Source organism: Streptomyces sp. R11 (genome assembly GCF_041051905.1).
Classification (GTDB): Bacteria; Actinomycetota; Actinomycetes; order Streptomycetales; family Streptomycetaceae; genus Streptomyces.
Window position 1 is genome coordinate 6,160,788 of sequence record NZ_CP163432.1, and the last position, 19,173, is coordinate 6,179,960.

17 protein-coding genes and 1 pseudogene are annotated in these 19,173 nt (G+C 71.1%); 4 read left to right on the top strand and 14 right to left on the bottom strand.

Annotated elements, in window-relative coordinates; translation table 11 throughout:
- The first annotated feature begins 7 nt into the window (after positions 1–7).
- The gene (locus AB5J55_RS28605; RefSeq protein WP_369273377.1) at positions 8–1,261 is read left to right on the top strand and encodes a styrene monooxygenase/indole monooxygenase family protein; all 1,254 of its coding nucleotides are present in this window, start codon (positions 8–10) and stop codon (positions 1,259–1,261) included.
- Here AB5J55_RS28605 and AB5J55_RS28610 read toward each other — a convergent pair.
- The 4 genes from AB5J55_RS28610 to AB5J55_RS28625 form a co-directional block, all read right to left on the bottom strand.
- A complete protein-coding gene (locus tag AB5J55_RS28610) occupies positions 1,179–2,288 on the bottom strand; it encodes a C40 family peptidase (RefSeq protein WP_369276327.1) in 1,110 nt (369 codons plus the stop codon). The genes AB5J55_RS28605 and AB5J55_RS28610 overlap by 83 nt on opposite strands.
- A 147-nt stretch (positions 2,289–2,435) precedes the next feature.
- The gene (locus AB5J55_RS28615) at positions 2,436–2,738 is read right to left on the bottom strand and encodes a hypothetical protein (protein WP_369273378.1); all 303 of its coding nucleotides are present in this window, start codon (positions 2,736–2,738) and stop codon (positions 2,436–2,438) included.
- 10 nt (positions 2,739–2,748) lie between these two features.
- Positions 2,749–3,426: a TetR/AcrR family transcriptional regulator gene (locus tag AB5J55_RS28620; RefSeq protein ID WP_369273379.1), complete on the bottom strand. Its 678-nt coding sequence runs from the start codon at positions 3,424–3,426 to the stop codon at positions 2,749–2,751.
- Positions 3,427–3,554: 128 nt separating this feature from the next.
- On the bottom strand, positions 3,555–4,493 hold the full coding sequence (locus tag AB5J55_RS28625; protein WP_369273380.1) for a diiron oxygenase: 939 nt from the start codon (positions 4,491–4,493) through the stop codon (positions 3,555–3,557).
- Between the two features lie 127 nt (positions 4,494–4,620).
- Here AB5J55_RS28625 and AB5J55_RS28630 point away from each other — a divergent pair, with 127 nt between their 5' ends.
- A complete protein-coding gene (locus AB5J55_RS28630) occupies positions 4,621–5,736 on the top strand; it encodes a ferritin-like domain-containing protein (RefSeq protein ID WP_369273381.1) in 1,116 nt (371 codons plus the stop codon).
- On the opposite strand, the gene AB5J55_RS28635 is transcribed toward AB5J55_RS28630, so the two are convergent.
- The 6 genes from AB5J55_RS28635 to AB5J55_RS28660 form a co-directional block, all read right to left on the bottom strand.
- Positions 5,733–6,251, bottom strand: a complete 519-nt coding sequence (locus AB5J55_RS28635) for a DUF3291 domain-containing protein (RefSeq protein WP_369273382.1) — start codon at positions 6,249–6,251, stop codon at positions 5,733–5,735. The genes AB5J55_RS28630 and AB5J55_RS28635 overlap by 4 nt on opposite strands.
- Before the next feature lie 71 nt (positions 6,252–6,322).
- Entirely contained in the window at positions 6,323–7,801 is a 1,479-nt protein-coding gene (locus AB5J55_RS28640) for a penicillin-binding transpeptidase domain-containing protein (protein WP_369273383.1), read from the bottom strand.
- Entirely contained in the window at positions 7,798–9,216 is a 1,419-nt protein-coding gene (locus AB5J55_RS28645) for an FtsW/RodA/SpoVE family cell cycle protein (protein ID WP_369273384.1), read from the bottom strand. The genes AB5J55_RS28640 and AB5J55_RS28645 overlap by 4 nt, the downstream gene beginning before the upstream one ends.
- A 104-nt stretch (positions 9,217–9,320) precedes the next feature.
- Positions 9,321–10,556 (bottom strand): ATP-binding protein, encoded by a 1,236-nt coding sequence (locus AB5J55_RS28650; RefSeq protein ID WP_369273385.1) that lies wholly within the window; start codon positions 10,554–10,556, stop codon positions 9,321–9,323.
- Positions 10,553–11,305, bottom strand: a complete 753-nt coding sequence (locus tag AB5J55_RS28655; protein ID WP_369273386.1) for a hypothetical protein — start codon at positions 11,303–11,305, stop codon at positions 10,553–10,555. Before AB5J55_RS28655 ends, AB5J55_RS28650 begins: the two co-directional genes overlap by 4 nt.
- Positions 11,306–11,397: 92 nt before the next feature.
- The gene (locus tag AB5J55_RS28660) at positions 11,398–11,904 is read right to left on the bottom strand and encodes a dual specificity protein phosphatase family protein (protein WP_369273387.1); all 507 of its coding nucleotides are present in this window, start codon (positions 11,902–11,904) and stop codon (positions 11,398–11,400) included.
- A 112-nt stretch (positions 11,905–12,016) separates the two neighbouring features.
- Between AB5J55_RS28660 and AB5J55_RS28665 the strand changes: the two genes are divergently transcribed.
- The gene (locus AB5J55_RS28665; protein ID WP_369273388.1) at positions 12,017–12,826 is read left to right on the top strand and encodes a nuclease-related domain-containing protein; all 810 of its coding nucleotides are present in this window, start codon (positions 12,017–12,019) and stop codon (positions 12,824–12,826) included.
- A gap of 140 nt (positions 12,827–12,966) precedes the next feature.
- Here AB5J55_RS28665 and ligD read toward each other — a convergent pair whose 3' ends face one another.
- Complete coding sequence (gene ligD / locus AB5J55_RS28670; RefSeq protein ID WP_369273389.1) at positions 12,967–13,848, bottom strand: non-homologous end-joining DNA ligase; 882 nt, start codon at positions 13,846–13,848, stop codon at positions 12,967–12,969.
- Between the two features lie 62 nt (positions 13,849–13,910).
- Between ligD and AB5J55_RS28675 the strand changes: the two genes are divergently transcribed.
- Positions 13,911–14,951, top strand: coding sequence for a Ku protein (locus tag AB5J55_RS28675; RefSeq protein WP_369273390.1), 1,041 nt, complete (start codon positions 13,911–13,913; stop codon positions 14,949–14,951).
- A gap of 17 nt (positions 14,952–14,968) precedes the next feature.
- Here AB5J55_RS28675 and AB5J55_RS28680 read toward each other — a convergent pair.
- The 3 genes and pseudogenes from AB5J55_RS28680 to AB5J55_RS28690 form a co-directional block, all read right to left on the bottom strand.
- Positions 14,969–16,213, bottom strand: a pseudogene (locus AB5J55_RS28680) (beta-ketoacyl synthase); the annotation flags it as partial.
- 139 nt (positions 16,214–16,352) lie between these two features.
- Positions 16,353–17,111: a thioesterase II family protein gene (locus tag AB5J55_RS28685; protein ID WP_369273391.1), complete on the bottom strand. Its 759-nt coding sequence runs from the start codon at positions 17,109–17,111 to the stop codon at positions 16,353–16,355.
- A complete protein-coding gene (locus tag AB5J55_RS28690) occupies positions 17,108–19,171 on the bottom strand; it encodes a beta-ketoacyl synthase N-terminal-like domain-containing protein (RefSeq protein WP_369273392.1) in 2,064 nt (687 codons plus the stop codon). The genes AB5J55_RS28685 and AB5J55_RS28690 overlap by 4 nt, the downstream gene beginning before the upstream one ends.
- Positions 19,172–19,173: the final 2 nt, after the last annotated feature.

A 19,173-nucleotide genomic window follows, 5' to 3' on the forward strand; every position in this document is an offset into this window, starting at 1 on the left:
ACCCCGGATGCGGAAGATACTCGTCGTCGGAGCCGGCCAGTCCGGACTCCAGATCGCCCTCGGACTCCAGTCGAACGGGTACGAGGTCACCCTGATGTCCAACCGGACGGCGGACGAGATCCGCTCCGGCCGGGTCATGTCCACGCAGTGCATGTTCCACACGGCACTCCAGCACGAGCGCGATCTCCAGCTGAACTTCTGGGAGTCCCAGGCCCCGAAGATCGAGGGACTCGGCGTCTCGGTGGCGGCCCCCGGCTCCTGGGACGAGGGCCCCGCGGCGCGGGCGATCGACTGGCTGGGTCGCCTCGACGGCTTCGCGCAGTCGGTCGACCAGCGGGTGAAGATGGCCGGCTGGATGGAGACGTTCGCGCAGCGCGGCGGCCAGCTCGTCATCCACGGCGCGGCGGTCGGCGACCTGGACTACTTCTCCCGTACGTACGACCTGGTGCTGGTGTCGGCCGGCAAGGGCGAGCTCGTCCAGATGTTCGGGCGGGACGCCGAGCGGTCCCCGTACAGCGAGCCGCAGCGCGCGCTTGCCGTGGCGTACGTCCACGGCCTGGGCCCGCGTCCGGAGCACCCGGACACCGAAGGCGTCCGCTGCAACCTCGTCCCCGGCGTCGGCGAGCTGTTCGTCATGCCCACCCTGACCACCTCCGGGCGGGCGGACATCCTGTTCTGGGAGGGCATACCCGGCGGGCCGCTCGACGTCTTCGACGGCGTGAAGGACCCGGCGGAGCACCTCTCCCTGACCCTGGAACTCATGGAGAAGTACGTGCCCTGGGAGTACGCCCGGGCGACCAAGGTCGAGCTCACGGACGCGGGCGGCACGCTGAGCGGGCGGTACGCGCCGACCGTGCGCAACCCCGTCGGGCAGCTTCCGGGCGGCGGGCTCGTGCTGGGTGTGGCCGACGTCGTGGTCGCCAACGACCCGATCACCGGGCAGGGCTCCAACTCCGCGTCCAAGTGCGCGGCCGCCTACCTGGCCTCGATCCTCGAGCACGGGGACAAGGAGTTCGACGAGGCGTGGATGCGCGCCACCTTCGATCGCTACTGGGCCACCGCGCAGCACGTCACCAAGTGGACGAACGCGATGCTGGCGCCGCCGCCGGAGCACATCCTCAACCTCATCGGGGCGGCCGGGCAGTTGCCGCCGGTCGCCGATCGGTTCGCCAACGGGTTCAATGATCCGGCCGACTTTGAGAACTTCTTTTACGAGCCGGCGAAGACCGGGGCTTATCTCGCGGAAGTTTCGGGGACCTGACCTCGGGGCGCACGGCCCCCAGGAGCGGGTTCGACGCGATCGGGGAGACCTTGATCTTCTCGCCGGGACGCGGGGCCTGGATCACCTTGCCCTTGCCGACGTACATGGCCACGTGCGTGGCGTCCGGGAAGTAGATGACCAGGTCGCCCGGTCGCAGTTCGGTCAGGGGGATGCGGTCGAGCTGTGCCCACTGCTCCTGGCTCGTGCGGGGGATACGGGTGCCGGCGTGCGCCCAGGCCTGCGACGTCAGGCCCGAGCAGTCGTATGACTTCGGGCCCTCCGCGCCCCACTTGTACGGCTTTCCGAGCTGCTTCCTGGCGTAGCGGATCGCGCGGTTGGCCTCGGAGGACGGCTTGTCGTCCTCCTTGGCCAGTTCGCCGGATGCCATGAGGTCCTTCTGGGCTTTGGTGATGCTCTTCTTCTCGAATGCGGCCAGGGCGGTGAGCTGGTCGGCGGTCAGGGACGCCAGGAGCTCTTCGACCTTCTTGAGACGCTTGTGGACGGCGTCCCTGTTCTTCTTCTGGCGTTCGGCCAGGGCGAGTTGGTCGTCCAGGGCCTTGCGGGCCTTGCGGGCCAGTTCGTCGGCCTTGCGTTCCGTGCCGGTCAGGCGGCCGACCGTGTCGGCGCGCTCGCGTGCCAGCAGGCCGATGACATGGCCCTGGTCCAGGGCGTGCTGGGGGTCGCGGGCCAGGAGCAGGCGCACGTACGGGGAGATGTCGGTGGTGTTCTGGTACTGCTGGCGGGCCAGGCGGCCGGCCGCGCCCCGGCTGTCGTGCAGGGAGAGACGGGCGCGGGACAGAGCGGTGTCCAGGCGGGTGACCTCGGCGCGCTGCTTCCTGAGCTTTTCCTCGGTGGCGTTGTAGGTCTCCGTCGCCTTCTCGGTCTCGCGGTACAGGCGCTGAAGGTCTGTCAGGAGACGTGCGGTGGATCGTTCCTGTGGGTCGGGGGCGGGCTCGGGCGCCGCAGTCGCGGGTGTGGATGCGGCTGCCGACGCGAGGATCGTCGCGGTCGCCGTAGCCGCCGACACCGCCGTCGCGCGTGCCCGACGCAGCAGCCTTCGCCTTCCTGACACGTCATCACCTCCGGTGCGGAGAGGCTTTCTGCTCCGTACCGTGAGCATCAGGTGGGGGAGGCCGGTTCGCGCGGTAGGTGTGCGCGGCTCGGCTCAGTCACTTCACTCGTTCGAGTCGTGTGGCTTGCTCTGCGGCGTGGTGTCTGGCTTGGACCAGGGCCAGTTCAGGCGGCGGCTGTGCTGGCCCTCGGGGTCGTACTCGTACTTCCAGCGCTGGGAGAGACCGACGCGGGCGCCCGGTGTGCGGGGTACGCGGCGGTAGACGAGGACCGTGGGCTCGCCGCCGTGCGGGTCGGGGACGGGGATGCGGTACGTCTTGGGCGGGTGGCCTGTGATGCCCAGCAGTACGGGCAGGACCCGGCCGTCCATGGGGCCGCCCTCGAAGGGGGTGTCTTCGCTCTTCACGGCACCAGTCTCAGCTATCCGCGGTCGGCTGCTCGGTCTGCTGCTCCGCCAGCTTCTCGGTCAGGGCGGCGGTCTGGGGGTCCCGGCCCGCGGTGACGGAGAGTGCGGCCACGAACTGCTCCACCAGCCAGTCCCGCAGTTCCTCCACGGGGGGCTGCTTGCCCTCGTCCAGCCAGATCAGGGAGGCCGCCTCGACCGCGGTGATCCACATCCGTACGGTCATGCGCAGGAGGCGGCCGGGGCCGGTGACGTCCAGGTGGCGGAGGATGTGCTCCGCCGCGGCGCGGCGTACGCCGTCGACGATGGCGGTCGTGCGGGACGTCTCCACGACGCTGCCGCCCTGGAGCAGGGCGCTGAAGCCGGCGTCGTGCTGGTCGACGAAGGTCAGGTAGCGGTCGAGGGCGCGGGACAGGCGGGGGACGAGGGGGCCTTCGAGGGGTTCGTCGAAGCAGTGCTGGAGTTCTTCGGCCGCCGAGCGCAGGGCGGCCTCGTAGAGCTGTTGCTTGCCGCCGGGGAAGTAGCGGTACACCAGGGGGCGGGAGACGCCGGCTGCCTCTGCCACGTCGTCCAGGGAGACGTCCTCGGGGGCTCGGTGTGCGAAGAGGGTGAGGGCGGCGTTGAGGAGTTGGGTGCGGCGTTCCTCGACGCTCAGACGACGGTAGGCGGGGGTGGGGGCCGAGGGCGTCATGACCAGCAGGGTAGTCGCCGGGGGTGGGGCGGGATGCCTGCGGCGGCCCGTCGCCGTCCGGTGGGGGGCGCGCGTAGTGCCGGCGCGGCCCCCGGGGCGCGCCCCCTTACCGCCGTGCGCGGGTGCGGCTACGCCAGTAGGCCCGATGACTTCCACAGGCGGCGGCCCGCTCCGCGCAGCACGCCTATGTCGTCCAGGAAGTCCGTCAGGCGTTTTGCGCCCGTCTGCATGACCTCGCGGCGGTGGGCGCTGGCCTTGACCTGGGCCATGGCCTCTCGCTTGTCCAGGCCTACGTTCGTGTAGACCTCGGGATTGACGAAGGCCACGGAGAAGACGCGGGCGAACTCGCCGGAGGTGATGCGGGTGAACTCCTGGGACCACCTCGGGGCCGTCACCATCTGGCGGCGCAGTTCCTCACGGGCGTAGCGGACGTGACGGGCCTCCTCGACCACGTGTATTCGGGTGACGCCTCGGACCAGGGGCTGGACGCGCTCGTCCGGGAAGGTCAGGCGCTGCATCCAGTCGAGGACCTCCTCGCCGAGGAGGGTGGCCGTGAAGGAGCCGGGGGTGGTGGAGATCGTCTTGAACAGGCGGCCCAGGTTCTGGTGTGCGCGGCTGACGGGGTACCAGGGTGTGTCGCCGTGGGAGATCAGGCGGGCGAACATCTTGGAGTGGCGGCACTCGTCCTCGATCTCGGTGAGTGCGTAGCGCACGTGTGCGCTCGTCGCCGCCTTGTCGTAGATGTGGCGGACCAGGAGCTGCATGAGGATGATCTCGAACCAGATGCCCAGGGAAGCGAGGGCCGCTGCCTCGTGCTGGGAGAGGAGGACGCGCTGTTCCTCGCTCATGCGCTTCCACAGCGGGGTGTCGTAGAGCGAGACCAGCTCGGGGGGCCAGAACCACTTGCCCTCCTCGTAGGGCGCGTCCCAGTCCAGTTCCTTGTCGGGGTCGAAGGAGTGCTTGGCGGAAGAGGCGAGCAGCCGCTCGGCCACCTGCTCGCGGTCCTTGAGCAGGCCGAGTGCGTCGCGCAGTCCGTCGATCGCGTCGGCTTCCGTCAGGGTCGTCATCGGTCTCTCACCTCTGTTACCCGGGGGTACGTCGTCCGACTGTTATGAGACTGCTTGTCAGCAAGCTCGTCAATCCCTTGCGCAGGACTTGTTGACCGCGCGTCTATCGCGTGTGAGCCTGCGAGGCATGCCGACATACGACCTGTACGCCAAGGATCCGGGGCAATCGATCTGGCAGGTGCCGGCGTCCGGCGCGGCCCGTTTCAGCTGGGAGTACGACGGCGGGCGGGACCGGCTTCTGGCCCTGTACCAGAAGGGCAAGGACAAGCAGTGGGACGGGCAGCTGCGGATCGACTGGGAGTTGGAGGTCGATCCGTACGACGCGCTCGGTACGCCGGACGAGTCGATGGCGCTCTACGGGACGCCGTACTGGGCCAAAATGAGCGAGCGGGAGAAGGGCGAGCTGCGCAAGCACTACGCCTCCTGGCAGTTCAGCCAGTTTCTCCACGGTGAGCAGGGCGCGATGATCTGCGCCGCGCGGATCGTGGAGTCGGTGCCGGACATGGACGCGAAGTTCTACTCGGCCACGCAGACCATGGACGAGGCGCGGCACGCCGAGATCTACGGGCGCTTTCTGCACGAGAAGATCGGCATGGTCTATCCGATCAACGACAACCTGCAGTCGCTGCTGGGTGACACGCTGCGGGACAGTCGCTGGGACATGCCCTACCTCGGTATGCAGGTACTGATCGAGGGGCTCGCGCTGGCCGCCTTCGGGATGATCCGCGACACCACCGACAAGCCCCTGCCCAAGCAGATCCTGGCCTATGTGATGCAGGACGAGGCGCGGCACGTGGCCTTCGGGCGCATGGCGCTTCGGGACTACTACAAGCAGCTGAGCGAGGCCGAGCTCCGGGAACGTGAGGAGTTCGTCATCGAGGGCTGCTATCTGATGCGGGACCGGCTGCGGGGCGTCGAGGTCCTGGAGAACTTCGGCATTCCGAAGGCCGAGGCCGAGCAGATCAGTGAGCGGTCCGAGTTTCTGCAGTTGTTCCGGCGGCTGCTCTTCTCGCGCATCGTCCCCTGCGTCAAGGACATCGGGCTGTGGGGCGAGCGCCTTCAGCAGGCCTATGTGGACATGGGGGTGTTCGAGATGGGGGACTCGAATCTGGACCTGCTGATGGCTCAGGACGAGGAGATCGCCGAGAAGCTCGACGCCGAGCGGTTCGCGGCGGAGGAGCGGGAGCGGGTCGCGGAGGTCGAGGGCGCGATCGAGGCGGGGGCCGGGGCCGAGCCGTCCTAGATCGCGCAGCCCAGGCCGTCCGGTACCTCGCCGAGCAGCGGCTTCGCCCCCTGCGGCGGGAACGACGTGCGCAGGGTGAAGGCGTAGGGGGTCGGGCCGTTCGTGCGCAGGTGCAGAAGCCGGGACTCGGCCTCCGCGACCGTCGGGCGGTGGCCCGCGGGGACCCACCACAGGGTCACCATCGCCTCCTGCACCTTTTCGAACCACTCGCGGCGGCGGGCCAGCATCTCGCGGTGGCGGCCCTGGTACATGTACGCGGTGAGGGCGTTCGTGTCCCGCCACACCGACATGTTGATGATCAGCCAGTCGTCACCGAAGACGCGCACGTCCGTCGCGTCGCCCGAGTCGCCCTCCAGCCGCCACACGAAGCCGTCGGCGGTGTCGGCATCGGCGTTCACCGGGTCGAGGTTGTCGACGAAGTCCTTCAACTGCGGGGAGTCCAGCGGGGCCTTGAGGCGGGCGATGTTGACCTGGGCGAGTTGGTGGGCGGCTTCCTGCGCGGCTGATGTAGTCATGGACCGAACGATAGGTCGGGGGGAGTCCGGGTTGCAGGGGGTGTCTCAGTACGTGGGCACGGTCGCCTGCGTCAACTGTCCTCGGGCGACGGGGACTTCAGTACCGCCTCCATCACCGCCCGCGCGATCGGCGCCGCGTCCCCGCCGCCGCTGATCTCGCCCCGGTCGGCGTCCGCGTCCTCCACCACCACGGCGACGGCGACCTTGGGCTCCAGGTCGGTGTCGCCCTGCGCCCAGGAGACGAACCAGGCGTACGGCGTGCCGGAGTTGCCCAGGCCGTGCTGGGCCGTGCCGGTCTTGCCGCCCACCGTCGCGCCGGGGATCCAGGCGTTCGTGCCGGTGCCCTCGCGTACCACGTCCACCATGAGTTCCTTGAGGAGGACCGCGGTCGACGGGCGCATGGCCTGCCGCATCGGGCGTGATCCGGCCGTCGAGACCGTGGAGCCGCCCGCCCTGGTCGTGCGTTCCACCAGGTACGGCGACCGTACCTGGCCGCCGTTCGCCACGGCCGCCGCGACCATCGCCATCTGCAGGGGCGTGGCGCGGGTGTTGTACTGGCCGATCGACGACAGGGCGAGCTGGGCCTTGTCCACCTTGGTGTCGAAGGTGCTCTCGGCGACCGAGTAGGGGATCTTGAGGTTCGGGTCGTTGAAGCCGAAGGCTCCCGCGGTCGCCGCCATCCGGTCCACCCCGACCTTGACGCCCAGCTTGGCGAACACCGTGTTGCACGACCACTCGAAGGCCTTGCGCAGCGGTGCGTTCCTGCAGCCCTTGGACTCGTTCGTGAGCGAGGTCCTGGTGCCCGGGAGGGTGTACGGCTCCGGGGAGTCCGTGCGGTCGTCCAGGTCCTCGACCACGCCCGAGTCCAGGGCCGCCGCCGCCGTCATCACCTTGAAGGTCGAACCCGGCGGATACGTCTTGCGCACCGCCCGGTTGAGCATCGGCTTGTCGGCGTCGCGGTTCAGGGTCGACCAGGACCTGGCCACCGCCGAGCGGTTCCCGGACAGGACGGACGGGTCGTACGACGGGGCGGACACCAGGGCCAGGATCCGGCCCGTCGACGGCTCGATGGCCGCCACCGCGCCCTTGCGGCCGGCGAGGCCCTCGTACGCCGCCTCCTGCGCCGCCTTGCGGAGCGTGGTGACGACGTTGCCGCCGGGGTTGCGGTCGCGGACGGCGACGCCGTTCCACAGCGGGAACGGCGTCAGCAGCGGGTTCGTGCCCGACAGGACGCCGTCCTCGGTGTGCTCCAGCAGGGTCGTGCCGTACACCTGCGAGGCGAAGCCGGTGACGGGGGCGTACATCGGGCCGTTCGTGTACGTCCGCTCGTAGCGGAGCTGTTCGCCGGTGTCCCGGGAGCCGGTGACCGGTGTGCCGTCGACCAGGATGTCGCCGCGCGGCTGCCCGTAACGGGCGATCGTGGTACGGCGGTTGGCGATGTTGTCGTCGTAGGACGGCGCCTCGAAGACCTGGATGCGGGCGGCGTTCACGAGCAGCGCGATCAGCAGCAGCGCGCAGAAGAAGGCGGCGTGCCGGATGTGCCGGGTCATCGGGCGGCCTCCGCGGTGGCACCGGGTTCCGTCGGCACGGCGGCCTCCTCGCTCTTGGGAACGCCGAGGCGACTGCGCGCCCGGTCGCTCACCCGGATCAGCAGCGCCACGATCGCCCAGTTGGTGACCACCGACGAGCCGCCCTGCGCAAGGAACGGCATCGCCATGCCGGTCAGCGGGATCAGGCCCGTCACCCCGCCGGCGATCACGAACACCTGGAGCGCCACGATCGAGGCGAGCCCCACCGCCAGGAGGCGGCCGAAGGGATCGCGCAGGGCGAGGCCCGCCCGGTAGCCGCGCTCCACCAGCAGGCCGTAGAGGAGGAAGATCGCGGACAGGCCCGCCAGGCCCAGCTCCTCCCCGGCCGTCGCCAGGATGAAGTCGGACTTGGCGGCGAAGCCGATCAGGATCGAGTGGCCGAGGCCCAGTCCGGTGCCGAACAGGCCGCCCGCTGCGAAGGCGAACAGCGACTGGGACAGCTGGTTCGGGCCCTCGCCCGCCTCGATCGACGCGAACGGATGCTGCCAGTCCTCGACCCTGCCGTGCACATGCGGCTCCAACTGCCCCACGGCCACCGCACCGAGCGCCGCGAGCAGCAGGCCGAGCGCGATCCAGCCGGTGCGGCCGGTGGCGACGTAGAGAAGGACCACGAACAGGCCGAAGAACAACAGCGAGGTGCCCAGATCGCGTTCGAGGACCAGTACGCCCACGCTCAGCAGCCAGATGGCGACGATCGGGCCGAGGACGCGCCCGGTGGGCAGTTGCAGCCGGTTGACGCCGAAGACGCGGCGGCCGGTGTACGCCAGTGCGCTGCGGTTGGCGGCCAGGTACGCCGCGAAGAACACGGCGAGCAGCACCTTCGCGAACTCGCCGGGCTGGATGGAGAATCCGGCGATCCTGATCCAGATGCGGGCGCCGTTCACGGCCGGGAAGAAGATCGGCAGGGTGAGGAGAATGAGCGCGGCCACGACACACACGTAGGAGTAACGCTGGAGCACGCGGTGGTCGCGCAGCAGGAGGACGACCACGATGAACAGGGCCACCCCCAGCGTGGACCACACGAGTTGGGCGGGCGCCGCCCGGTCGCCCGGTGTCTCCAGGTCGAGCCGGTAGATCAGGACCAGGCCGAGGCCGTTGAGCAGCACGCCGATCGGCAGCAGCAGCGGGTCGGCGCAGGCGGCGCGCAGGCGCACCGCCAGATGCGCGACCAGCGCGAGTACGCCGAGCCCGGCGCCGTAGCCGGCGGCGCCGGGCGGGACGGTGCCGGTCTTGGCGAGGCCGACCGCGCAGTAGCCGTACACGGAGAGCAGGACGGCCACGACGATGAGGGCCAGTTCGATGCCACGGCGCCGGGGGAGCGGTGCGGCGGCAGCGGGCGCGTCCGCTGCCACCAGGGTGGTTCCGGCCTTGGTCATGTCCGGAACTTACCCAATTAGTCCGTCTTGTGTGCCTTACGGCTCAGCACCAGCGTGGCTTGGGACCGATGGAACGAGGAGGGGCACCTTGTCCGCGTTCCCGTCTAGCGGAGCGTCAGCGTCGCAACGGCTCCGCCGTCCGCCGAATTGGTGAACGTCAGCCGCGCGCCGAGCACCTCCGCCTGCCCCAACGCGATGGTCAGCCCCAACCCGTGCCCCTTGGACCCGCCCTCCGTACGGAACCGCTGCGGCCCGTGCGCGACGAGGTACTCCGGATAGCCCACGCCGTGATCCCGCACGGTCACGACGGGCCCGTCCACCGTCAGAACGACCGGCCCACGCCCGTGCTTGTGCGCGTTCGCCACGAGATTCCCCAACACCCGCTCCAGCCGCCGCCGGTCGGTCTCCACCACGGCGTCCCGAACCACGACGACCTCGGTTTCCGTCCCGGACGCCCGCACCACCCGCTCGGCCAACGCCCCGAGCGGCTCGGTGTCCAGCTCCGACCGCTCACGTCCGCTGTCCAGCCGCGAGATCTCCAGCAGATCCTCGGTCAGCGTGCGCAGCGCCGCCACCCGGTCCTGCACCAACTCGGTCGGTCGCCCCGTCGGGAGCAGCTCGGCCGCCGCATGCAGCCCGGTCAACGGCGTACGCAGCTCGTGCGCCACGTCCGCCGTGAAGCGCTGCTCGGCGAGCAGCTTGCTCTGCAGCGAGGACGCCATGGAGTCGAGGGCGGCCGCAACGGAGGCCACCTCGTCCTGCGGCCGGGTCGGATCCTTCGTGCGGGGATCGTCGACCCGTGCGTCCAGGTCGCCCCCGCTGATCCGCCGGGCCACCCGGGCCGTGGCGTGCAGCCGCCGCGTCACCCGTGTCACCGCGAACGCGCCCACCAGCACCGTCGCCCCGATCGCCAGCGCCGACGACCACACGATCGCGCGGTCCAGCCCCTCGATGGTGCGGGCCTGCTGCGAGTAGTCGACCTCGACGGCGAGGGCCCGCTCGCCGTCGGCGGGGCCGGCCGCCCACATCGTGGGGCGCCCCCGGTGGTCGGCGACCATCGTGCCGCGCTCCCCGGCCACCGCCAGCTCCCGCAGGGACTCGGGCAGCTCCGGCGGATCCAGGCCGACGCCGGACGGGAGGGTGTCCCCCGCCTCGAACGCGGTCGTGGCGTCCTCCAGCCGGGACAGCGCGAGGTCACGGGCCTGGCCGACGGTCTGGTTCGTCACCGAGACGTGCACGAGGATGCCGAGCAGCGCGGCGAGCGCGCAGCACATCACCGTGATGAAGAGGGCGGCCTTCACGGCGAGCGGGCCGGCCCACTGGGGGAGCCCGAGTCTCATGGGGTGCTCGCCGACGGGGTGGCGGACGGGGAGAGGGAGGGCGAGGCGGAGCGTGAGGGAGAGGGGCGGGGCGTCTTCTTGTGCGGCCCGGTGCGCAGCATCTCGTCGTGCGTGAGCAGCATCGCCTTCTGGTCCGCGTCCCAGGTCCACTGCAACCGGTACTCGTACCCGGCGACCTCGGACGGCGAGCGCATGATCACCGACCGTCCGGCCAGCTCGACGCCGCTGACGGCGTCGTCCCAGGCCATCACCTGCACGAGCCGGTGCTTCTCCACGGTGTAGACGCGCACCGCGGTGGTCTTGCCCGGCATCAGCCGGAAGCCCAGCGTCAGCTCGGGCCGCCCGTCGCCGGTCAGGTCCCGGTAGTACGGCCGCAGCACCGGGCACTTGCCGCGTCCGGCGCCCTGGTCGCATTCGGCCATCAGGCTGCCGGTCTCGCGGTACGGCGCGTCCTTGCCGCTGTACTCCTTCCGGTGGCCGGCGATCTCCTTGCGTACGACCGCCACCGGCTGCACATCGCGGATGTCGCCCTTGGGCAGGTCGACGCCCTTCACGACCTCCCTGTTCACCTCGCCCACGAGATAGGCGGGGCTGGACGCCGGCGTCAGCTTCGGCCACAGCTTGTCCGGGCTCACCGCGACCTCGGTCGGGCCCGCGCCCTGGAGCTCCCCGGCGTCACCGCAGGCGGTCGTGGCCGCCAGCAGCAGGGCGACGAGCACGACGAGGCGCGCGGGGCGGCTGCGGGGCACGGTTCTCCTGGGGATCGGGTGGTTGTCGGCCCGTACACACTATTCGGACGGAAGTCCTTTTTGCGCACCCGGTGGGCGGACGGGCGAAACGGTTACTCGGCGAGCTCCTCGAGGAGCCGGGCGGTCGACAGTCCGGCGCGGAGGTAGTCGACGAACAGCTCGTTGTGCAGGGCCCACGGAGAGCGGCGGGAGCGTATCAGCCGGATCGCCTGCTCGGCCGAGTGGCTCCGGCGGACCAGGGCGTGGGCGATCACGAGCCCTGAGCGGTTGTAGCCGTGGTAGCAGCGCACGAGGACCCTTCGGCCCCCGTCCATTGCCTCGCACGCGGCCTCGGCCAGCCGTATCACCCCCGCGAGCTGGGTGCCGTCCAGCGGTCCGTCGGGGATCGGCCACACATGGTGCGCCACGCCGGGATCGGGCCCGTGGCCGGGCAGGCGCAGCAGAGTCTGTACGAGATCGAACTCGTCCCGTACGACGGCGAACTCCACCTGGCCCGACTGCCCCCGGAACTCGTGACCGCCCATCCACAGGCCGGGCACGATCTCGCTCCACGGGCTGTCCGGAGCCGGTACGTCGGGTTGCTTCCTGCGGGTACGCAACGGCGCCTCCCCAACCACCCCCAGGGCGGTCTGCCCAACTCCTCTCAAAGGTAACCGGGTTCTTGCCCGCGCAGCACCCCGCCTGTTCCCATGGTCAGTGGGGTGATGGTGCATGAATGGACTGCGCGTCATACCGACCTGGCGGCACGGCCAGGAGCGGCTCTACGTCTGCCTCACGGACGGGCGGAACATCGCCTGGTACGACCGTGAGGCGGCCCGGATCAACCTGCTCAGCGAGGACCGCAGAGAGGACGTGCTGGAGGCGCTCGGGCCCTTCGTCACCGGCCCGGTGACGGTGGGGCCGCCCCCCGTCCCCACGCCCGCCGAGCTGGCCCGGCTGACCCTGCATCCGGACGACGACCTGGCGCCCAACCGCCCCGGCGAGGCGCTCTTGGTCTCCCTCGACCGCGACCCGGGACCGGTCGGCCGACTCCGCCGTCCCGACCCGCGGCAGCGGGCGCTGACGGCGGAGCAGGCGGTCGGGGCGGCGCTGGACCGGCTCGACGGCGCGGGCTGGCACACGCTGCACTCCGTGCCGCTGCCCGGCGGCGACCGCATCCACCACCTCGTGATCGGCCCCGGCGGGCTGTTCGCGCTGCACACCCTGTACGCCCGTAAGCAGAAAGTGACCGTCGCCGACCCGATGGTCACCCTCGGCCGCCGTGACTCCCACCCCCTGCTCCGCCGCGTCCGCGCCGACGCCGACCGTGCCTCCTACGCCCTCACCGCCGAGGTCCACCCCGTCCTCGCCCTGGTCGCCCCGTCCGACGTGACCATCACCGGGCCGCTCCGGGAGGTCCGCGTCGTCAAGGACACGGAGGTGACGGGGCTGGCCCGGACGGGCGGGGTACTGAAGCCGGCGGACGTGGAGGCGCTGCATGCGATGGCTCGGGACCGGGGAGTGTGGCTTGCCGCCGGCTGAGTCGTGGGGTCGGCGCTGGGAATTCAGCCCGTCCGGCGTCTGAGGAGCGGGGGTCCAGGGGGCGGAGCCCCCTGGCCGGGGTCGAAGGGCGGAGCCCCTTCAAGGGCGGGAAGGGTAGGGACGGCGGGGGGCGAGGACAGTCACGGCAACGACCCCGCACCGTCCCCGTCGAGAAGTGGGGCCAAGAGGTCGCCGTACTCCTCCAGACGCGCAGCCAGATCAGGCGCGAGGATCGTCATCCCGCCGGGAGAGCGGCAGCCCTCCACCTCGTCCCACGTCACCGGCGCGGACACGGCAGGCTCACGCCGAGCGCGCAGCGTGTACGGCGTGGCCGTCGTCTTGCGGGCGGCATTCTGGCTCCAGTCCACGAACACCTTGCCGGCCCGCAGACTCTTCGTCATCCGGTGGAGCGCCAGCCGGGGCATGGCCTTCTCGGCCTCCACGGCGAGCTCCTTGGCGTACTCGGTGGCCCGCTCGGACGAGGCGGGACGGATGGCCGCGGCGAGATGCAGACCCTTGGAGCCGGACGTCTTGGGGTAGGCGTCGATGCCGTCCGCCGCCAGCCGTTCCCGCAGCCAGAGGGCCACCTCGCAGCACTCCACCACCCCGGCGGGCGAACCGGGGTCGAGGTCGAAGACCAGCCGGTCGGCCTCGCCGGGAGCGTCGATCACCCACTGGGGCGTATGGAACTCGGTGACGAGGTTGGCCGCCCACATCAGACTGGCGAGGTCCTGCACGAACACCATGCGGGCCGGCCCCTCGACACGGGGGACCTCGGCCGTGGTGACCCAGTCGGGAGTGCCCGGCGGCACGTTCTTGGTGAAGAACACCTGGCCGTCCGGACCGTCGGGGTACCGCAGGAAGGACACCGGCCGATCCCGCAGATGCGGCAGCAGGGCGTCGGCCGTGGTCGCGTAGTAGTGCAGCAGCTCGCCCTTGGTGAAGCCGGTCGCCGGATACAGCACCTTCTCCAGATTGCTGAGCGCCAGCCGTCGCCCCTCCACCTCTGTGATCGGCGTCATACGATGAGAATTCCAGAAAATATGGAGGATGTCCGGGTGATCCTGGCAAAACGATCGAAAGGGTGCTGCACGTGCGATCCATCTGGAACGGCGCCATCTCGTTCGGCCTGGTCAGCATCCCGATCAAGCTCGTGAACGCCACGGAGAACCGCTCGATCGCCTTCCGCCAGATCCACACCGAGGACGGCGGCCGTATCCGATACCGCAAGGTCTGCGAACTGGAGGACCGCGAGGTCACCCAGGCCGAGATCGGCAAGGGCTACGAGGACGCGGACGGCACGATCATCCCGATCACGGACGAGGACCTGTCCCACCTGCCGCTCCCGACCGCGAAGACGATCGAGATCGTGGCGTTCGTGCCGGCGGACCGCATCGACCCGCTCCAGATGGACAGCGCCTACTACCTCGCGGCGGGCGGCGCGCCCGCGGCCAAGCCGTACACCCTGCTGCGGGAGGCGCTGAAGCGGAGCCAGAAGGTGGCGATCGCCAAGTACGCCCTCCGCGGCCGCGAACGCCTGGGCATGCTGCGCGTGGTCGAGGACGCCATCGCCATGCACGGGCTGCTGTGGCCTGACGAGGTGCGGGCCCCGGAGGGCGTCGCGCCGGACGCGCACGTCACCGTGAACGACAAGGAGCTGGACCTCGCGGACGCCCTGATGGACACCCTCGGCGAGATCGAGCTCGATGAACTGCACGACGAGTACCGCGAGGCCCTGGAGGAGGTCGTCGCCGCGAAGGCCGCCGGCGAGGCCCCGCCGGAGTCACCCGAACCGGCGAAGTCCGGCAAGGTCCTCGACCTGATGGCGGCCCTGGAGAAGAGCGTGCGGGCGGCGAAGGAGTCGCGCGGCGAAGAGCCGGGGGAGGCGGAGGTCAGGTCCCTGCCCCAGCGCAAGACGGCCCGGGCGGCGCCCAAACAGGCGGCGGGCAAGAAGTCGACGGCGGCGACGAAGAAGGCGGCGGCCAAGAAGACCGCGTCGTCGGCCAAGAAGTCGACCGCGAAGACGGCCCAGGGCGCGAAGAAGACAGCGGCCAAGTCGACGGCCAAGAGCGCCACGAAGAAGACCACGGCCAAGAAGACGGCGTCACGCAAGCGCACCGCCTGAAGTCTCCGCCGCCGCCCCTACCTCCGCCGCAGCGCCAACACCGCGTTGTGCCCACCGAACCCGAACGAGTTGCTGAGCACCAGGTCCCCCTCCACCGGCAGCGCCCGCGGCTTCCCCCTCACCACATCCAGCCCGATCGCGTCGTCGACCTCCCTGCACCCCACGGTCGGCGGCACCACTCCGTGATGCAGCGTCAGTACGGCGGCGACGGCCTCGACCCCGCCCGCCGCCCCCTGGAGATGCCCCAGGTGCCCCTTGAGTGCCGTAACCGGTACAGGCCGTCGCCCGAGTACCGCCCGCAGTGCGCCCGCCTCCGCGAGGTCACCCTCGATCGTGGCCGTGGCGTGGGCGTTCACATGGACGACGTCCGCGACACCTCCCCCGGCATCCCGCAGGGCCCGGCGCAGGGCGAGTGCGACGCCGGTGCCGGACGGGTCGGGTGCGGCCATGTGGTGGGCGTCGGCCGACAGGCCCCAGCCCGCGGCCTCGCAGTAGATCCGCGCGCCCCGCGCCCGTGCGTGCTCCTCGGCCTCCAGCACGAGGATCCCGGCGCCCTCGCCGTTGACGAACCCGCCCCGGTCCTTGGCGAAGGGCCGGGAGGGTGAGCCGGTCGAGGGGTCCCCGTCGGCGAGGGCCCGCATCGCCGCGAAGGACGCCATGATCGCCGGGGTGACGACGGCTTCGGCGCCGCCCGCGAGAGCGACGTCGAGCTGCCCGTACCGTATGCGGTCGATCGCCTGCCCTATGGCCTCGGTCCCCGACGCGCAGGCGCTCGTCACGGTCCTCGCCTCGCCCGTGATGTGCAGGTCCAGCGAGACCTGGGAGGCCGCCTGCGAGGGCACTGTCATGGGGGTCGTGAGCGGCGAGACCGCGCGCGGCCCCTTCTCCCGCAACTTCCGGTCCCCGCCGACCAGTACGGACGCGTCACCCAGAATGGCCCCCAGGCTCACCCCGACCCGCTCCGGGTCGACCTCGCTCTCCCGCGTGCCGCCCTCGGTGAAGCCCGCGTCGACCCACGCCTCCCGGGCGGCCAGCACCCCGAACTGCGCGGCCCGGTTCATCCGCCGCGCCACCGGCCGGGGCAGCAGCCGGGAGGGGTCCACGGGCACGACCCCGGCGATCCGCACGGGCAGCCCGGCGAACTCCTCCCCCTCCAACTCCCTTATCCCGTGCCGCCCGTCGAGCAGCCCCCGCCACAGCTCGGCGACCCCGGCGCCCAGCGGTGTGATCGCCCCGAGGCCGGTCACGACGACCCTCCGGGGTGCCGGCGGCGGTGCGGCGGCCTCGTGTGCGGCGGCCTCGCTCATCGGGGCATGCCCCCTCAAGTCGTTGAAAGGGAAACATGCCCAGTTTTCTCAGCTCTTGCACGTCACCTCTTGCACGTCCGTTCGACGTGCTGCCTCACATCAGCAGCGAGGTGATCAGCGCGAGCAACTCCTTTCTGCGCGGGGTGAGATAGAAGTGGTTCCCCTCGAAGGCCCGGACGTCCAGCCCCTCGGTCGTGACGTCCGCCCATGCCGAGAGGTCCTCGATCGTGCAGGCGGGATCGCGGTCGCCGCCGCAGGCCGTGACCGGAACTCCCAGCCGGTGCAGACGGGTCGGGCGGTACTGCGCCAGCAGCCCGAAGTCCGCGCGCAGGGCCGGCATGATCACCGGCCGCAGCGCGGGGTGTTCGTAGACGGCGGCGCCCTCGGGGTCCAGTCGCCGGACGTGATCCAGGATCTCGGTGTCGGTCCGGAGCGGGTGCGGTGCCTGCTCCTGCGGGACGCGGGGCCGGGTGCGGCCCGACACGATCAGGCGGGTGAGGGTCCGGCCGGGGGCGTCCTCCAGACGGCGGGCCACCTCGTAGGCCACCGACGACCCCATGCTGTGGCCGAAGAAGGCCAACGGCAGGTCGTCGGTCACCTCGTGCAGCAGGGCCGTCGTGATCGCGTCCGCCAGCTCCTCCATCGTGGTCGCGCACGGGTCGGACAAGCGGTCCTGTCGGCCGGGGTACTGCACCGACACGACCTCGATCTCCGGTGGTGTCAGTGTGGCCCAGTCGTGGAAGAAGCCCGCCGCGCCGCCCGCATGGGGAAAGCACACCAGACGGATCTTCGCGCCGGGTGCGCTGACGCCCCTGAGCCATCGGGCCCGGCTGTCCGGGAGCGGGACGGTCATGACTCCGCCTCGAACTCGGACAGGAGGGCGTCGAGGGCGCCGTCGGCCTCACCGTTCTGCTTCATCTCGACGATGCGGTTCGTCATGTCCTTCAGTGTGATCGGTTCGAGGAACAGCTGGATCGGTACGTCGATGCCCAGCTCGTCGCGGAGCCTTCCGGCGAGGTGGACGGCCGTCAGCGAGTCGCCGCCCGCCTCGAAGTACGTCTGCCCCAGATCGGCGGTGCCGTTGAGATCCAGCGCCTCGATCACCAACTCGGCCACCGTGCTTTCGAGTTCGTCCTCCGGCGACGGCGACGGCGACGGCGCCGGCACCGCCAGGTCGGGCCCCGCCGCCGTCCCTTCGGCCGTCGCGGGCCGCCTCAGCGTCAGCGCGCCGTAGCTGTCACCCGCGAACGGATACGTCGGGAGCGACACCCGCCGTACGTCACCGTCGAGGGGCGGCCAGGTCACCTCCCCGCCGCCGAGCCATGCCTCGCCCCGGGGGTCGGTCGTGGTGTCGCGGCGGCCCCCGGCCAGCGCCGTGAGCTTGTCTGCGGCCTCCCGTGCCTCGGCGGCCACGACATAGCCGCGTACGGGCATCGCGACCCGGCCCGTGCGCAGGGTGTGGGCGACATCGGCGAGGGACGGGGCGTCCGCGTCGCGCAGTCGCCTCGCCAACCGGACCGCGAGAGCGGCGAGTTGGGGCTCGGTGCGGGCCGACAGCGGCAGGACCAGCGGGTGCGCGGCCGTATCCGGTCGGGTCGGTCGCTCCGGCGCCTCCTGCACCACCACGTGCACATTCGTGCCGCCGATCCCCACCGACGTCACTCCCGCCAGCCGCGGCAGGTCCGCCCTGACCGGCCACTCCTCCGCCTCGGTCACCAGCCGCAGCGGCGACTTCCGGAGGGCTGTGACCGGGCTGGTGACGTCCACCGTAGGGGCCAGCGTGGCGTTCTCCAGCATCAGGATCGTCTTGATCAGCGCCGCCGCCCCGGCCGCCGCGTCCGCGTGCCCGATGTTCGACTTCACCGAGCCGATGCCGATGCCGGCACCGAGACCCGTGCCGGAACCGTCACCGCCCGCGAAGGCCGCGCTCGCCGCCTCCAGTTCGATCCGGTCCCCCAGCTCCGTCCCGGTCCCGTGCGCCTCCACGTACTGTGCCGCCGGCGGCTCCAGCCCCGCCGCCGCCCACGCCTCCGTGATCGCGGCCGTCTGCTGGTCCACCCCGGGAGCGGTGAACCCGACCTTGCCGGAACCGTCGTTGGTGACCGCCGTACCCCGGATCACCGCGCGCACCGGGTCACCGTCGGCCAGCGCGTCCTCCAGCCGGCGCAGCACCAGCACGCCCACCCCGCTGCCCGGCACCGTGCCGGCCGCCTTCTCGTCGAAGGGGCGGCAGCGGCCGTCGGGGGAGAAGATCCCGCCCTGGTAGTGGACGTAGCCCTGCTTGCGCACACTGCCGATGGCCACGCCGCCCGCGAGCGCGGTGTCGCACTCGCCGAGGAGGAGGGCCTGCACGGCGAGATGGACCGCCGTGAGCGAGGTCGAACAGGCCGTCTGGACCGTCATGCTCGGGCCGTCCAGACCCAAGCGGTACGAGATCCACGGTGCTAGGAACTCGCGGTCGGTGAGGATACGGACCTGAAGGGCGCCGATCGACGCCGCGAGCGCCGGGTCCGTGCCGGCGGCCAGGGCGTGTTCGGTCGGGCTGCCGCCCACGTACACGCCGGTGCGGGAGGGGGCGTTCAGCGGGGCGTGGCCCGCGTCCTCCAGGGCGGACCAGGCGGCCTCCAGCAGCACCCGGTGCTGCGGATCCAGGGCCGCCGCCTCGGTGCGGCTGAAGCCGAAGAGGTCCGCCTCGAAGCGGTCGGCGTCCGCGAGCCGGCCCTGTGCGGCGACGTACGCGGGGTTGCGCAGCTCCGCCGCGTCCGCGCCGTCGGCGAGCAACTCCTTCTCGGTGAAGGTGGACAGCGAGCAGACACCGTCGCGCAGGTTGGCCCAGTACGACTCCAGGTCCGGTGCGCCGGGGAAGCGGCCGCTCATGCCGACGACGGCCACCGCGGATTCGAGATCCTGCATCG

Excerpts from the sequence above, each read along its gene's own strand:
- AB5J55_RS28605 (WP_369273377.1), top strand. The coding sequence starts at position 8 with ATGCGGAAGATACTCGTCGTCGGAGCCGGCCAGTCCGGACTCCAGATC.
- AB5J55_RS28620 (WP_369273379.1), bottom strand. The coding sequence starts at position 3,426 with ATGACGCCCTCGGCCCCCACCCCCGCCTACCGTCGTCTGAGCGTCGAG.
- AB5J55_RS28625 (WP_369273380.1), bottom strand. The coding sequence starts at position 4,493 with ATGACGACCCTGACGGAAGCCGACGCGATCGACGGACTGCGCGACGCA.
- AB5J55_RS28630 (WP_369273381.1), top strand. The coding sequence starts at position 4,621 with ATGCCGACATACGACCTGTACGCCAAGGATCCGGGGCAATCGATCTGG.
- AB5J55_RS28635 (WP_369273382.1), bottom strand. The coding sequence starts at position 6,251 with ATGACTACATCAGCCGCGCAGGAAGCCGCCCACCAACTCGCCCAGGTC.
- AB5J55_RS28640 (WP_369273383.1), bottom strand. The coding sequence starts at position 7,801 with ATGACCCGGCACATCCGGCACGCCGCCTTCTTCTGCGCGCTGCTGCTG.
- AB5J55_RS28645 (WP_369273384.1), bottom strand. The coding sequence starts at position 9,216 with ATGACCAAGGCCGGAACCACCCTGGTGGCAGCGGACGCGCCCGCTGCC.
- AB5J55_RS28650 (WP_369273385.1), bottom strand. The coding sequence starts at position 10,556 with ATGAGACTCGGGCTCCCCCAGTGGGCCGGCCCGCTCGCCGTGAAGGCC.
- AB5J55_RS28665 (WP_369273388.1), top strand. The coding sequence starts at position 12,017 with ATGAATGGACTGCGCGTCATACCGACCTGGCGGCACGGCCAGGAGCGG.
- ligD (WP_369273389.1), bottom strand. The coding sequence starts at position 13,848 with ATGACGCCGATCACAGAGGTGGAGGGGCGACGGCTGGCGCTCAGCAAT.
- AB5J55_RS28685 (WP_369273391.1), bottom strand. The coding sequence starts at position 17,111 with ATGACCGTCCCGCTCCCGGACAGCCGGGCCCGATGGCTCAGGGGCGTC.
- AB5J55_RS28690 (WP_369273392.1), bottom strand. The coding sequence starts at position 19,171 with ATGCAGGATCTCGAATCCGCGGTGGCCGTCGTCGGCATGAGCGGCCGC.